Annotated in this window: 14 protein-coding genes; 2 read left to right on the top strand and 12 right to left on the bottom strand. The window is 67.4% G+C overall.

All coding sequences use genetic code 11. The annotated features are described in order from the left end of the window. Positions 1-5: 5 nt before the first annotated feature. From IAG39_RS28300 to IAG39_RS28275, 6 genes are all read right to left on the bottom strand, one after another. Positions 6-725 (bottom strand): ABC transporter ATP-binding protein, encoded by a 720-nt coding sequence (locus IAG39_RS28300; RefSeq protein ID WP_054458931.1) that lies wholly within the window; start codon positions 723-725, stop codon positions 6-8. Next, positions 722-1,474 (bottom strand): ABC transporter ATP-binding protein, encoded by a 753-nt coding sequence (locus IAG39_RS28295; protein WP_118933920.1) that lies wholly within the window; start codon positions 1,472-1,474, stop codon positions 722-724. Before IAG39_RS28295 ends, IAG39_RS28300 begins: the two co-directional genes overlap by 4 nt. Further along, complete coding sequence (locus IAG39_RS28290) at positions 1,471-2,739, bottom strand: branched-chain amino acid ABC transporter permease (protein ID WP_118933919.1); 1,269 nt, start codon at positions 2,737-2,739, stop codon at positions 1,471-1,473. The genes IAG39_RS28295 and IAG39_RS28290 overlap by 4 nt, the downstream gene beginning before the upstream one ends. Next, positions 2,736-3,677 (bottom strand): branched-chain amino acid ABC transporter permease, encoded by a 942-nt coding sequence (locus IAG39_RS28285; protein ID WP_118933918.1) that lies wholly within the window; start codon positions 3,675-3,677, stop codon positions 2,736-2,738. Before IAG39_RS28285 ends, IAG39_RS28290 begins: the two co-directional genes overlap by 4 nt. A gap of 169 nt (positions 3,678-3,846) precedes the next feature. After that, positions 3,847-5,082 carry a branched-chain amino acid ABC transporter substrate-binding protein gene (locus tag IAG39_RS28280; RefSeq protein ID WP_059379114.1) on the bottom strand — a complete coding sequence of 412 codons (1,236 nt, stop codon included), beginning with the start codon at positions 5,080-5,082 and terminating at the stop codon, positions 3,847-3,849. A 42-nt stretch (positions 5,083-5,124) separates the two neighbouring features. After that, complete coding sequence (locus tag IAG39_RS28275; RefSeq protein WP_118933917.1) at positions 5,125-5,943, bottom strand: shikimate dehydrogenase family protein; 819 nt, start codon at positions 5,941-5,943, stop codon at positions 5,125-5,127. Positions 5,944-6,183: 240 nt separating this feature from the next. Here IAG39_RS28275 and IAG39_RS28270 point away from each other — a divergent pair, with 240 nt between their 5' ends. Continuing rightward, on the top strand, positions 6,184-6,921 hold the full coding sequence (locus tag IAG39_RS28270; protein WP_059379111.1) for an SDR family NAD(P)-dependent oxidoreductase: 738 nt from the start codon (positions 6,184-6,186) through the stop codon (positions 6,919-6,921). A 107-nt stretch (positions 6,922-7,028) separates the two neighbouring features. Continuing rightward, positions 7,029-7,775: a FadR/GntR family transcriptional regulator gene (locus IAG39_RS28265; protein ID WP_059379110.1), complete on the top strand. Its 747-nt coding sequence runs from the start codon at positions 7,029-7,031 to the stop codon at positions 7,773-7,775. Positions 7,776-7,808: 33 nt separating this feature from the next. On the opposite strand, the gene IAG39_RS28260 is transcribed toward IAG39_RS28265, so the two are convergent. From IAG39_RS28260 to IAG39_RS28235, 6 genes are all read right to left on the bottom strand, one after another. Continuing rightward, the gene (locus tag IAG39_RS28260) at positions 7,809-9,146 is read right to left on the bottom strand and encodes an NAD(P)H-dependent oxidoreductase (protein ID WP_059379109.1); all 1,338 of its coding nucleotides are present in this window, start codon (positions 9,144-9,146) and stop codon (positions 7,809-7,811) included. 70 nt (positions 9,147-9,216) lie between these two features. Beyond that, positions 9,217-9,777, bottom strand: a complete 561-nt coding sequence (locus IAG39_RS28255; protein ID WP_059379108.1) for a 5'-3'-deoxyribonucleotidase — start codon at positions 9,775-9,777, stop codon at positions 9,217-9,219. 47 nt (positions 9,778-9,824) lie between these two features. Beyond that, a complete protein-coding gene (thpR, locus tag IAG39_RS28250) occupies positions 9,825-10,355 on the bottom strand; it encodes an RNA 2',3'-cyclic phosphodiesterase (protein WP_059379146.1) in 531 nt (176 codons plus the stop codon). A 47-nt stretch (positions 10,356-10,402) separates the two neighbouring features. Then, complete coding sequence (cheD, locus tag IAG39_RS28245; protein WP_059379106.1) at positions 10,403-11,149, bottom strand: chemoreceptor glutamine deamidase CheD; 747 nt, start codon at positions 11,147-11,149, stop codon at positions 10,403-10,405. Positions 11,150-11,437: 288 nt separating this feature from the next. Beyond that, complete coding sequence (locus tag IAG39_RS28240; protein ID WP_059379105.1) at positions 11,438-12,346, bottom strand: cell division protein FtsX; 909 nt, start codon at positions 12,344-12,346, stop codon at positions 11,438-11,440. Further along, a complete protein-coding gene (locus IAG39_RS28235) occupies positions 12,343-13,101 on the bottom strand; it encodes a cell division ATP-binding protein FtsE (RefSeq protein WP_118933916.1) in 759 nt (252 codons plus the stop codon). The genes IAG39_RS28240 and IAG39_RS28235 overlap by 4 nt, the downstream gene beginning before the upstream one ends. Between the last annotated feature and the right edge of the window lie 221 nt (positions 13,102-13,322).

The following is a 13,322-nucleotide window of genomic DNA, read 5'->3' as shown; positions in this document are numbered from 1 at the left end:
GGCGCTCAGACCGCCAGCCATTCCTGGACCACGTCCTGGCGCTCATGCAGCTGCGCGGGCGGTCCTTCGAAAACGATGCGGCCGTGGCCCATCACGCTGACGCGGGTGGAGACCTTCAGCGCGATGGTCAGCTTCTGCTCCACCAGCACCACGGACACGCCGCGCTTGTGGATGTCGCGGATCACGTCGGCGATCACTTCCACGATCTTCGGCGCCAGCCCTTCGGTGGGTTCGTCGATCAGCATGACCTTGGGGTTGCCCAAGAGCGAACGGCACATGGTCAGCATCTGCTGTTCGCCGCCCGACAGGTTGCCTGCCTTGGTGCCGCGACGTTCCTTCAGACGCGGGAAGTAGTCGAACATCTGCTCGGTCGACCAATAGGGCGCGTCGTCGCGCTTGGGCTGTTCGCCCATGCGCAGGTTTTCGTCCACGGTCAGGTTGGCGAACACCTCGCGCTCTTCCGGCACGAAGCCCAGGCCGGCGCGGGCGATCTCGAAGGGGCGCTTGTTGGTGATGTCGCGGCCTTCGATGGCGATGCTGCCGCCGGTCACGTCCACCAGGCCCATGATGCTCTTCATGGTGGTGGAGCGGCCCGCGCCGTTGCGGCCCAGCAGGCTTACGACTTCGCCGCGGCCGACCGTCAGGTCGATGCCGTGCAGGATGTGGCTCTTGCCGTAGTGGGCATGCACGCCTTGCAGGCTCAGCAAGGGGGATTGCGTCGTCATACCGTTTCCTCTCCCAGGTAGGCTTCGCGCACGCGGGCGTCGCCGCGGATGTCGGCCGGCGTGCCGGTGGCGAGGATCTCGCCATAGACCAGCACGCTGATGCGGTCGGCCAGCGAGAACACCACCTGCATGTCGTGCTCCACGATCAGCAGCGTGCAGTCGCGGGTCACGTCCTTGATGAGCTCGACCGTGTAGTCCACCTCGTGCTGGGACATGCCCGCCATGGGCTCGTCCAGCAGGATGACCTTGGGGCGCGAGGCCAGCGTCATGCCGATTTCCAGCGAACGCTGTTCCGAATAGTTCAGGTCGCCGGCGGCGGTGTGCTGCTTGGCGGCCAGGCGCACTTTCTCCAGCAGGCGGTCGACGTCTTCGTTGACGGCGCGGTTGCGGGCGATGGGGCGCCAGAAGTTGTAGACCAGGCCGTGCATGCGCAGCACCGCCAGCCGCAGGTTCTCGCGCACCGACAGGCGCGGGAACACGTTGGTGATCTGGAACGAGCGCGCCAGCCCCAGGCGGTTGATGCGCTCCGGCGGCAGGCCGCCGATGGAGCGCGAACGCAGGCTGATGTCGCCCGAGGTCGGTGCGAACGAGCCCGACATCAGGTGGAACAGCGTGGACTTGCCGGCGCCGTTCGGGCCGATGACGGCATGGCGTTCGCCGGCCTCGACCGTCAGGTTCACGCCGCGGATGATCTGCGCGTCGCCAAAGGACTTGCGCACGTCGGTCAGGGTCAGGATTTCGTGGCTCATTGTGCAGCCTCCAGCGCGGGAGCGGCTTGTTCGTCGTCGCGCCACAGGGCCAGCGCCCAGCGGCAGGCCGCCAGGCCCGCCACGAACAGCGCCAGCGGAATCAGCCAGGTCGACAGCGCCAGCGGCGCCCAGTCGTGGCCGAACAGCGGAATCTCGGGCCAGCCGGCCTCGGGGTTCATGGCCAGCAGCGAGCGGTAGTCGCGGGCGAACATGCGTTGCAGCAGCTCAACCGTGAAGACCGTGGCGCAGGTCAGCAGCAGGCCGCCCGCCACGGATACCGCGGCGCGCGGCAGCCAGTTGGCCAGGCCGCGCTCGCGCAGCGAACGGGCGGCGCCCTGCACCAGGCCGACCAGGCCGTCCGGCACGAACAGCATCACCAGCACGAACAGGATGCCCTGGTACAGCAGCCAGGAGCGCGTGATGTCGGCCAGCGTCTGCGACAGGAAGGTCAGGATGGAGGCGCCCAGCACCGGGCCGAGGAAGGCGTTGACGCCGCCGATGTAGGCGAACAGCACCGCGTCGGTGGACAGCTTGACGTCGAACAGCACGTAGTTGCCGGCCTCGATGTTCAGCGCCTGCAGGCCGCCGGCGATGCCGGCGAACATGGCGGACAGCGCGAACACCAGGGTCTTGAGCGTGTGCGGCCGATAGCCCAGGTAGCGCAGGCGGTTGGCGTTCTCGCGCAGGCCCAGCGTCAGCCGGCCCAGCGGCGTGCGCGTCAGGCCATAAAGCGCGGCCAGCGACACCAGCACCCAGGCCAGCACCAGGAAATAGACCTCGATGTCGGAACCGAAGGTGAAGCCCCAGGCCGGCATGCGCATGGCGGATACGCCCGCCTCGCCGCCGAACACGCCTTTCAGGTGCGGCGCCAGCGCATGCAGCAGCTCGGCCAGCGCCAGCGTGATCATGGCGAAGTAGACGCCGGCGCGCATGGTGGCGAACCAGCCCGCGACCAGGCCGAACAGCAGGCCGGCCACGCCGCCCGCCAACGGCATCAGCGGCGTGGGCAAGAGGCCCGCGCCGCCCAGCGCATTCATGGCGTGGATGGTGGCGAAGGTGCCCACGCCGAAGTAGGCGGCGTGGCCGAAGGACAGCATTCCGCCCTGGCCGGCCAGCAGGTTGAAGGCGCAGGCGAACAGCGCGGCGATCAGCATCTGCACGGCTGCCACCAGCTGGCCCGGGGGCAGCAGCCAGGGCAGCGCGCAGAGCGCGGCCACGCACAGGACGAGGAGCAGCAGGGCGGAAGTACGGCGGGTCTGGCTCATGCCTGTTCTCCCTTCAGGCCCGAAGGCTTGACCAGCAGCACCACCAGCATCAGCAGGAAGGGCAGGGTCGCGGCCAGGCTGGAAATCTTCACGGTCATCAGGCCGCCCACGCTTTCGGCCCATTCGCCGGCGCCGAACAGGCCGAACAGGGTCGCCAGGCTGGCGTCGATGCCGACCGAGAACGAGCTGATCAGGCCGATCAGCAGCGAGGCGATCATCGCGCCTTCGAGCGAGCCCAGGCCGCCCACCACCACCACCACGAACACCAGCACGCCCAGTTCCAGCGCCATGTTGGGGTTGGTGGTGTAGAAAGCGCCTGCGACCGCGCCGGCCAGGCCGGCCATGGCCGCGCCCACGCCGAACACGCTCATGAACACCAGCGGCACGTTATGGCCCAGCGCCTCGGCCATGCGCGGACGGTAGATGGCCGAACGCACCACGATGCCCACGCGGGTGCGCGACAGCAACAGATAGATCACGGCGAACATCGCCAGCGACACGCCGCCCATCAGCAGGCGGTAGAACGGATAGTCCGCGTCGAACACGCGGAAGGCCGCGAAGTTGAGGAACGGCGGCACGCGGTAGTCGACCGGGAAGTCGCCGTAGAACAGCTTGATCAGCTCCGCCACGATGAAGGCCAGGCCGAAGGTCACCAGCAGTTCCTGCGCATGGCCGAACTTGTGGACGCGGCGCAGGAAATAGCGCTCAACGCCCATGCCGAGCAGGCCGGCGATGATGGTGGCCAGGACCAGCGCGGTCCAGAAGCCGGTGACGGGCGTCAGGGTGTAGGCGGCGTACGCGCCTATCATGTAGAACGAGGCGTGCGCGAAGTTGAGCACGCCCATCATTCCGAAAATCAGTGTCAGGCCTGCCGACACCATGAATAGCAGCAGGCCGTAAATCACGCCGTTCAACAGCGAGACGGTAAAGTATTCCATGTCCGCTCCAGGATTCTTGCGCTAAGACGACGGACGTCTTGCGAGCGATTGCGCACCAGGTTTTTCCGGCCCGCGCCGGGGGTGCGCTTATTGGGGTTGCCAGGGGCAATGAGGGGGTGTGCGCGGCCGGGCCGTCACGCGCAAGCTGACGGTCCGGCCGCGCAACCCATCAGTTCGGCCGCTGCATCTTGCAGGTGGCTTGCGGCGGCGCCGACACGTCGGCCGCGGCCAGCACCTTGACCGGCTCGAAGCCCATGTCGGTGCCGTCGGCCTTGTACTTGGCGTTCTTGCCGACCTTGGACACCACCATCGGCAGCTGCACCTGGTGGTCTTCCGCGCGCATCGTGTAGGTGCCCAACGACGAGGTGTAGGTGACCTTCTCCAGCGCGCCGGCCAGTTGCGGCACGGACAGCTTGCCGTCCTGCGGCTGCACTTGCTTGAGCGCTTCGCCCAGGAAGCGGATGCCGATCACGGTCTGCGGCTCGGTATAGCTGGGGTAGTGGCCGGTCTTGGACTTGTAGTCCTCGGCGAACTTGGCGCCTTCCTCGCCCGCGGCTTCGATGTTGTAGGGGTGGGCGATGTAATGGCCCAGCGCGACTTCACCGGCGTTGGCCAGGTTGCCCACCTGGTCCAGGAACACGGTGGCGAAGCGGACCTTCAGACCCGCGGCCTGCGTGGCCTTCATCAGCAGCAACAGGTCGTTGGACCAGTTGCCGGTGATGACGGTGTCGGGGTTGGACGAGCGGATGCGCGCCACGTAGGGCGCGAAGTCCTGGATCTTGTTGACTTCGTGCAGCGTCTTGCCGACCACTTCATAGCCGTACTGCTTGGCGAAGCGCTCGGTGGCGCCTTCCATGTCCTGGCCCCAGGAGTAGTTCTGGTTGATGGCGTACACGCGCTTGCCCAGCGTGCCGTCGGCCGACATGACCGAGGCCAGCGCCTTCACGCGCAGGTCTGCGTTGGTGGTGAAGCGGAAATGGTAGAAGTGGCATTTCTGGCCGGTCAGTTCCAGCGCCTCGCCGCCCACGTTGAGGAACACGACTTCCTTGCCCGGGTTGCGCAGGTTGTGCTTGCGCACGTCTTCGGTCAGCTGGCCGGAAATGGCGGACGACGAACCCTGCACCAGGATCTGCACGCCTTCGGCGGCGGCCGCGCGGAAGCGGTCGGACGCGCCCACCGGGCCGCCCTGGTTGTCGAACTCGACCAGTTCCAGCGGCTGGCCGTTCCAGCCGCCGGCGGCGTTGATGCGGTCCAGCTCATATTTGACCGCGGCGCGGAACATCAGGCCGGTCGAGGCCTGCGGGCCGGACAGCGTCTCGATCAGGCCGATCTTGACGGGCGCGGCCTGGGCCGATGCGGCGATGCCGGCCAGGCACAGCAGGCCGGTGGTGAAAGCCAATTTCATGCGTGTCTCCTCCGTGGGACGGGAGTGTGGTGAATGTGTTGATCAGGCAAGCGCGCGGGCGGGCTTGCGCGGCTCTTCTATGCCCAGGAACCGGGCAATTTCGGCAATCTGTCCTTCCAGCATGTACAGGCCCGGATGCGTGCGGCAGCCGCGCGCGGCGGCGGCGCGCAGCAAGGGCGTATCGACGCGGCTCATGACGGCGTCGGCGATGACGGTGCCGGCGGCAAGCGCGTCCAGCTGGAAGGGCAGGGGATCGGTGTCGTTCAGGCCCAGCGAGGTCGCATTGATGGCGATGTCGCAAGCCTCGGGCGTGGCGCTGGCCACGCTGATGGCCAGGCCGGGATATTGGCGGCCCAGATGGGCGGCGAAGGACAGCGCCTTGTCGGCGCTGCGGTTGTACAGGCGCAGGCTGGCGGGGCCGGCGTCGGCCACGGCACAGGCGATGGCCTTGCCGGCGCCGCCCAGGCCGGCCAGGTAAACGTGGCGGCCGGCGGGATCGTGGCCCTGGCTGCGCAGGCCAGCGACGAAGCCCAGTCCGTCGAAGTTGCCGCCGGTGAGCACGCCGTCGCGCAGGCGCACCGCGTTGACCGCGCCGCTCAATTGGGCCGAGGGCGTCAGCGCGTCGCACAGGGTGGCGGCATGTTCCTTGTGGGGCACCGTCACGACGATGCCGCCCAGATTGGCCAGCCCGCGGATGCCGGCGAACAGGCCGGGCAAGGCGTCGGGGGCCACATGGAACGGGACCATGACCGCGTCCACGCCACGCTCGCGCAGCAGGTTGTTGAGCCGCTGGGGCGTCTTGACGTGCGCGATCGGGTCCGCCGCGATCGCGAAAACGGTAGTGCTGCCGGTGATTTCCACCTGTTTGTCCCCTGCCTGGGTAGCGGTTTGCCGCTGTGTCGTTCCCGACTCTCTTGCCTGAAAGCGTCAGTTGCTTTACGCTTTCGGAATAAGTTGTCAGGCAACTTTATTAAGTTGTCCGATAAATCATAGGGCAAGCGTTTTTCCCGTGTCAAGCGGCGGTTTCGGGAGTCCAATCGGAATTTCCGCGGCCGCCGGAACGGCGCTCAGCCCGCGTACGAGCGTGCTACAGGAGACAGAATGATTTCGTTCGAAGGAAAGGTTGCCGCCATCACCGGCGCGGGCAATGGCATCGGCTTGGCGACGGCGCGGCTGATGGCGGCACATGGCGCCCGGCTGGTGCTGACCGATATCGACAACGCGCGTCTGGAAGAGGTGGCGGCCGAGCTGGATCCCAGCGGGCAGCGCGTTTACACGCACGCGCTGGACGTGTCGGCATCGGCCGACTGCGAACGCGTGTTCGAGGCCGCGGCCAAGCATTTCGGTGGGCTGGACCATCTGGTGCATTGCGCCGGCATCTACCCGGAGCAGCTGGTCAAGGACACCAGCGACGAGGCCTGGCGCACGCTGATGCGCGTGAACCTGGACGGCACCTTCTATGTGTGCCGCGCCGCCCAGCGCCACTTGCGCCATGACGGCGCCATCGTGCTGCTGACCTCGCTGGCGGCCCAGCGCGGCAGCTATGCGCACGCGGCCTACTCCGCGTCCAAGGGCGCGGTGCAGAGCTTCACGCGCAGCCTGGCGCTGGAACTGGCGCCGCAGATCCGCGTGAACGCGGTGGCGCCGGGCATCATCGCCACCTCCATGACCCAGGACCTGATCGGGCAAAAGGGCGCGCAGCTGCTGGAAAGCACGCCGCTGCGCCGCTACGGCACGGCCGAGGAAATCGCCGGCTCCATCGCTTTCCTGTGTTCGCCGCTGGCCGGCTTCGTCACGGGCGAGGTCATGCAGGTCAACGGCGGCATCTATATCGCGTAAAGTCCCAGGATGGCGTGGCTGTCCATGCCGCGGCCGCTCTTCCGGGCATTCCCATAAACAAGAGGCGGCGCGCCTGCGCGCCGCCCGCAAGTTTCCACCATTCGACCATGCAGCCCAACCAAGAACAGGATCCGCCGCGCGCCGCGCCCAAGAGTTCGCTTTCGGCGGCGCTGGGCGACGCGTTGGCGGAGCAGATCCGCCAGGGCGTGCTCGCGCCCGGCGATCGCCTGCCCACGGAAAAGCAGCTGACGGAAACCTATTCGGTCAGCCGCGCCGTCGTGCGCGAAGCGCTGGCGCGCCTGAAGTCCGAAGGCCTGATCACGTCGCAGCAAGGCAGCGGAGTGTTCGTCGACCCGAACTTCCAGAAGAACGCCTTCCGCATTGCCGCGCCCACGCCGGGCGACAACCAGGAACTGGAACACATCCTGGAGCTGATGCTGTCCATCGAAGTCACCGCCGCGCGCTATGCCGCGCAGCGCCGCACCGATGCGGACCTGAAGAAGATGCGCCAGGCGCTGGTGGGCATGGAATATGCGCTGCTCAACGACAAGCTGGGCGACGAAGAGGACTACCAGTTCCACCACGCCATCGTGCAGGCCACCCATAATCCGCACTTGGTGGCCCTGAACGATTACCTGGAAGCCAATGTGCGCCGGGTCATCCGCAGCGCGCGCAACAACACGGCGCGCATGTACACCGAACGCATGGCCGCAGTGCAAAGCGAGCATCAGGCGATCTTCGCCGCCATCGACGCGGGCGATCCGGACGCCGCTGGCCGCGCCGCCGACCAGCACCTGCGCAACGCCGCGGATCGTCTGCGCCTGTTCCAGGCGGAGCGGCCGGCGCCGGTCTAGGGCGCCGGGGACTGCCCGCAGCGCGGGCGGACTCTAGGCGAAGGTCTGTTCCATTTCGCGGCGGAACTGCACCGCCGTGGACCTTTCGTCGTACTCCACGTCGGCCCAGCGGATCGCCTGGGACTGACGCACCGGGTTCTTCAGCTTGACCTGGTGCGACAGGCCCAGCGGCAGATAGCCTTCATCGACCGAATCGCGGGCCGGCATCAGCCGGCCGTACACCGTGTAGCCGCCTTCGCCGTCCAGGATCTGTCCGGCCGGCAGGTCGCGCTTGGCGGTGGCGACGACGTCGCCATGCCAGCCGGCGGGCGCGCCGGTGGGTTCGCGCCGCAAACCGACGCTGGCCACGCTGATGCCCAACTCCAGCCCGATCAGGTGATAGGGCTTGTACATGGCGGTGTAGTTGCCGCTGGGATCCGTGACCAGGCCGTATTCCTTGAAGCAGCGGCGCACGTAATCGCTGTCGGCGGCCAGTGTCACGTACACGCCCCAACGCAGGTCGCGGAACACCGGGCGGCCGTCGCGCTCCAGCGAGGAAATCACCTCGACCTGACCGCGGTGGTGCAGGATGCCGCCGCTTTCGCGCGGCCGCAGCACGCGCGCCAGATCGTCCACGCCGCAGGGCGGGAAGTGCAGGCCGGACGGCGAGGGCAGCAGCCCGGTGGCGTTGGAAACCGCGGCCATCTCGATGGCGCTCTTGGTGCCGTCGAGGAAGCTGTTGAACATCTGCGCGTTGAAGTCGCCGGCCGCGACCATCTCGGCGGTGAAGCCGTAATAGGGCCAGACGGTGTCCGGCGTGGAGGTATGGAATTCCGGCAGGTACTTGGTGCCCTTGCCCGCGGCCATGACCTCGAAACCGCTGGCGCGGGCCCAGTCCACCATTTCGCAGATCAGGGCGGGCTGGTCGCCGTAGGCCAGCGAATAGACAATGCCGGCTTCGCGTGCGCGCCGCGCCAGCAGCGGGCCGGCCAGCGCGTCGGCCTCGACGTTGACCATGATGATGTGCTTGCCGTATTCGCAGCAGGCCAGCACATGGCTGATGCCGGCGGCGGCCTGGCCGGTGGCGTCGATGACGATATCGACATCGGGGCTGGCGATCACGGCGTGGGGGTCGTCGCAGAAATAGACCTTGCCGTTCTTCAGCGCATCATTGGTGCTGGCGGCATTGAGTGCCGTGGCGGGCCAGCCGACGCGGGTAAGCGCCGCGCGGGCCCGGTCGGGTACCAGATCGGCGACCGCGACCAGCCTCATCCCGGGCGTGCGCGGGGCCTGGCTCATGAACATTGCGCCGAACTTTCCGGCGCCCAGCAGTGCAACACGCAAGGGCTTGTGATCGGCTTCACGCTGCTTCAGAAGACGGTACAGATTCATGGCGCAGGCTCCTCCGGGGTGGGGCTACAGCAACACAGAATAGTCCCAAATCGCGGCTGCTGAACAGGACTCACTCATCTGCCGTATACAGCTCTCCGGCCAGTACGTTGCGCCAGTTCTGCCAGCTGATGCGGGGGCGGTCCGACACCTCGCGGTTGTAGGGCGCGTCGAACAGGATGTGCTTCCAGCGCGGCTTGACCGCGCCTTCGATCAGCGGCTTGTCGTCGATCAGCAGGTGGCCGTGCACCAGGGTCTTGTCCTTGGTCAGGATTAGGCGGTTGGTCGCTTCGCGGCCCAGGTGCTTTTCCACCCACAGATACTTTTCCGCCACGCAGTTCTCGAACTGCGACAGGGGCGAGGAGCAGATGCGCACGTCCATGCCCAGCGCCAGCAATTCCTTGATGGCTTCCAGCGCGCCGGGCACCGGCGGCAGGTCGCGGATGAAGCCGGGCGCCGTGTAGATGGCTTCGGCCATGCCGCGCAGCTCAGGGGCGTAATCCTGGCGGATGTAGAAGGACTTGCGGTCCTCGAACGCCACTGGCGGGATGTCAGGATGGCGCGCGCGCCAGGCGTCGATGAAGGCGTGTTCGAAATCGGCGAGCACGCCGTCTTGGTCCAGCAGGATGATCATGGCGGTCCCGGGGGGTGGCAACCGGCTGATTGTGCCAGAGCGGGAGGTCAGGAGGCTTGCGGCCGGGACTGCGTCACGATGCGATAGCGGCTGCCGCCCGATTGCGATTCGGAGGCGACCAGCACCATGCGGTCGTAGCGCCAGGGCAGGGGGGCGGGGGCCTCGGCAGGGGGGCTGGCGCGCTCGATGTTGCGCAGCAGGGTGACGTGCGGGCGGAAAGGCTGGGGCGGCGCGGCCAGGCCGAAGCCGGACAGCCACAGCCAGAGCTCATCGTGGGCGGCCTGCAGGCCCGCGGGCGTGTCGCCGGGGCCGGCCCACAGGATGCGCTGGCGGCCGAAGACGCCGTAGCGGTCCAGCAGGATGTCGTCGGGGGCGAGGCGGCGTTCAGGAGTCGCCGCGGCCAGCTCGTCGGCGAGCGCCGCGTCCACCGGCCCCAGGAAGGCCAGGGTCAGATGCAGGGTTTCCGTGCGCATGGCGCGCCCGCCGCAGCCGGGACGCGCCTGCTCCGCCCAGGTCGCGAGCTGGGCGGCCAGCGAGGGGGCAGGCCACAGGGCGTAGAACAGGCGGACGGTGGACATGCGCTGATTGTAGGGGCGCATGCGGCGCGATGCGCGTGCGCGGCCATTCAGTCGCTTGTGGTCTCGGTGCGGCGCCGGCGGGTCAGGGCGGTGTCGAAGCGTTCCACGCCTGGGCGGGCGGGACGGTCGAAGCGTTCCACGCCCGGACGGGCGGGGCGGTCGAAACGTTCCACGCCGGGGCGGGTGAAGCGCTCGACGCGCTGCGGGGTTTCGGTCTTGGCCTGCACGCTCTGGGCGGCCGCCTGTTCGCGCTTGGCGATGATTTCCTCGGCGCGCTGGTGGTGCGGCGCCATCTTGCGGACCATCACCCGGCCGTCGCGCGGGAAGTAGTTGATGCGGCGCGCGTGCACGTCGCCCAGGTCTTGCGCCTTGACGGGGATGCCTTCGGTCTTGAGATAGCTCAGCACGAACTGGCCGTTGCGTTCGCCGATGTTCATCTGCTGCATGGCGGACAGCACGGCGCCGCCGCCGAACACCTTGGCTTCGAGCCGGTCGCGCACCGCGCCGGCCTTCAGCAGTTCGTTGATCAGCACTTCCATGGCGAAGGCGCCATAGCGCATGGTGGCCGAGGCGGGCGACTGCATGTCGCCCTCCGGCAACATGAAATGGTTCATGCCGCCCACGCCCGTGACCGGGTCGTGGATACAGGCGGCGACGCACGATCCCAGGACGGTCGAGATCATCAGGTCTTCGTTGGTGACGTAGTACTCGTTGGGCAGTACTTTCACCGCCTGACACTGGAACGCGCTGTCGAAATAGTGGCGCGTCGCACGGGCTTCAAGACGGGCGGCCATGGGACTCGATTAAGGGCAAGAACAACGATTGGGACACGAAGTTGGCAGCTCGGAAATCAGGTATGTATCAAAATATGTAAAAAAATGTCGCTTTATTCTTGCATACTCAAGCTTCCAGCGGGTGAATTGCTATGTAACGGGCGCAGTAATGTGTCCTGTTTTTGCAGCGCGGCCCAAAGCCGAAGACGCCCGCGGGCAGGCATGCAAGCATCCTACACAGGCGGGCGGAAGTCGTTCCCCGGATCACGGGGAAGAAGGGGCTTTATACGGAGCTTTAGGCGCCGCGCGTCAGAAGCGCGTGCTGCGGGTAACCGACCAGCGGGCCGACAGGGCGCCCAGGGCGGCCGAAGCCACCACCGCGCCGATCAGCACGGCCGGGCCTGGCAGGTGCAGGGCGAATTCGGCCCCGTAGCTGCGGGCCAGCCCGACCAGGGCGTCGTTCAGCGGCGACAGCGCGACCGCCGCCACGCCGATGGCCAGAAGCGAGGCCACCGCGCCCGATAGCGCGCCCAGGTAGAGGAAGGGGCGGCGCACGAAGGATTCGGTGGCGCCGACCAGCCGCGCCACGCCGATCTCCTCGCGTTGCGAGAGCGCCTGCATACGCACGGTGTTGAAGACCGTCGCCAGCACCACCACCGCCACGCAGGCGGCCAGGAAGGCCAGGCCGATGCGGGCAAAGCGCAGGATCGCCTCCAGGCGCTGCACCCAGGCGCTGTCCAGCTGCACCAGGTCGACGTGGTTCCATTGTTTCCAGGAGGCGGCCAGCTTGTCGGCCCGGCCGGCGAGGTTGTCGCCATCGGCCAGCGTCACCACCACCGCGTCCGGCAGCGGATTGCCCGGCAGCACGGCCAGCGCCTGCTGCCAGGCCGGGTTGGCGCGCAGATCCGCCAAGGCGTCCTCGCGGCCAACCACGCGCACGGCTCGGATGTCGTCCTTGAATTCGTCCTGGATGCGTTTGGCCACGTCCGCGGCGGCGCCCGCGGGGGCGTCCACGCGCATGAAGACGGTGACTTCGGGGGTGACCGACATCTGGCGCGCCACCGGCTGGACCGAAACCAGGATGGCGCTGCCCAATAGCGGCAGCGCCAGCGCCAAGGCCATGACCAGCAGGTTGGCCAGGGAGGAGAACGGTTGCTTGATCAGCCGGCGCAGGGTGACCAGCAGCGCATAGCGATGTTGCCGCAGCCAGGCGTTCATGCGGACTCTCCCGGGTAGGCGCGGCCGGGCGCGGCGCCCGGCTGCTGTCCGATACCGGGTTGTCCCGCGCCGGCCTCAGGCGGCGGCGTTGCGGAACCCTGGGAGTCGGCGAACTTGCCCGGGTCGATGCGCAAGGTGCGGGTGGCGTAGCGCGCCATGAGGTCCTGGTCGTGCGAGGCGATCAGCGTGGTCACGCCGACGCGGTTGAAGTCGCGGAACACATTCATGATGCGCTGCGCGTTGTCGTGGTCGAGGTTGGCGGTGGGTTCGTCGGCGATCAGGATGGCGGGCCGGTTCACGATGGCCCGCGCGATCGCCAGGCGCTGCTGTTCGCCGCCGGACAGTTCGATCGGATTAAGGTCTTCCTTGCCGGACAGTCCCACCTTGTCCAGGGCGGCGCGGGCGCGCGCCGCGGCCGAGTCCCAGGCGTGGCCGGTAACCGCCAGCGGCAGCATGACATTTTCGAACGCGCTTCGATCGAACAGCAGATGCGTGTCCTGAAGAATCACGCCCACGGCGCGGCGCAGGTACGGCCGGGCGCGGGCGGGCAGCTTGTCCAGCCGCTGGCCGTTGACCTGGATCGAACCCCGGCTGGCGGGCTCCAGCCCGCCGATCAGCTTGAGCAAGGTGGACTTGCCGGCGCCGGACGGCCCGGATACGAAAACGAATTCTCCCGCGCTCACGCGGAAGTTGATGTCGGCCAGGATATTGCGGCCGCGACCATATGATTTGAATACGTGCTGGAATTCGATCATGGCGGCTGTCAGATGAAGCCGCAATAGTAACTCGGGGACACTAAGGTGGCCTAAACCGCCTGGACGAGGGGCGGACAAATATTTGCGCGCAAGGCGTCCGGGCGCGTTTGTCCCGGCTCAAACAGTGCCCCCATTTTTGGTAGAAAACAGCGTTTCATTTCACCCAGTGTCCCTATATTTCAAGGGAATTCCCGGATGCGCCGCGTGCTGCGCGGACGCTA

This window comes from Achromobacter xylosoxidans (assembly GCF_014490035.1).
Taxonomy (GTDB): domain Bacteria; phylum Pseudomonadota; class Gammaproteobacteria; order Burkholderiales; family Burkholderiaceae_B; genus Achromobacter; species Achromobacter bronchisepticus_A.
This window is presented reverse-complemented; position numbering and strand designations above follow the sequence as displayed.

What these genes read in the sequence shown, in the direction of transcription:
- IAG39_RS28300 (WP_054458931.1), bottom strand. Translation starts at nt 725, where the DNA reads ATGACGACGCAATCCCCCTTGCTGAGCCTGCAAGGCGTGCATGCCCAC.
- IAG39_RS28295 (WP_118933920.1), bottom strand. Translation starts at nt 1,474, where the DNA reads ATGAGCCACGAAATCCTGACCCTGACCGACGTGCGCAAGTCCTTTGGC.
- IAG39_RS28290 (WP_118933919.1), bottom strand. Translation starts at nt 2,739, where the DNA reads ATGAGCCAGACCCGCCGTACTTCCGCCCTGCTGCTCCTCGTCCTGTGC.
- IAG39_RS28285 (WP_118933918.1), bottom strand. Translation starts at nt 3,677, where the DNA reads ATGGAATACTTTACCGTCTCGCTGTTGAACGGCGTGATTTACGGCCTG.
- IAG39_RS28280 (WP_059379114.1), bottom strand. Translation starts at nt 5,082, where the DNA reads ATGAAATTGGCTTTCACCACCGGCCTGCTGTGCCTGGCCGGCATCGCC.
- IAG39_RS28270 (WP_059379111.1), top strand. Translation starts at nt 6,184, where the DNA reads ATGATTTCGTTCGAAGGAAAGGTTGCCGCCATCACCGGCGCGGGCAAT.
- IAG39_RS28265 (WP_059379110.1), top strand. Translation starts at nt 7,029, where the DNA reads ATGCAGCCCAACCAAGAACAGGATCCGCCGCGCGCCGCGCCCAAGAGT.
- IAG39_RS28260 (WP_059379109.1), bottom strand. Translation starts at nt 9,146, where the DNA reads ATGAATCTGTACCGTCTTCTGAAGCAGCGTGAAGCCGATCACAAGCCC.
- IAG39_RS28255 (WP_059379108.1), bottom strand. Translation starts at nt 9,777, where the DNA reads ATGATCATCCTGCTGGACCAAGACGGCGTGCTCGCCGATTTCGAACAC.
- thpR (WP_059379146.1), bottom strand. Translation starts at nt 10,355, where the DNA reads ATGTCCACCGTCCGCCTGTTCTACGCCCTGTGGCCTGCCCCCTCGCTG.
- cheD (WP_059379106.1), bottom strand. Translation starts at nt 11,149, where the DNA reads ATGGCCGCCCGTCTTGAAGCCCGTGCGACGCGCCACTATTTCGACAGC.
- IAG39_RS28240 (WP_059379105.1), bottom strand. Translation starts at nt 12,346, where the DNA reads ATGAACGCCTGGCTGCGGCAACATCGCTATGCGCTGCTGGTCACCCTG.
- IAG39_RS28235 (WP_118933916.1), bottom strand. Translation starts at nt 13,101, where the DNA reads ATGATCGAATTCCAGCACGTATTCAAATCATATGGTCGCGGCCGCAAT.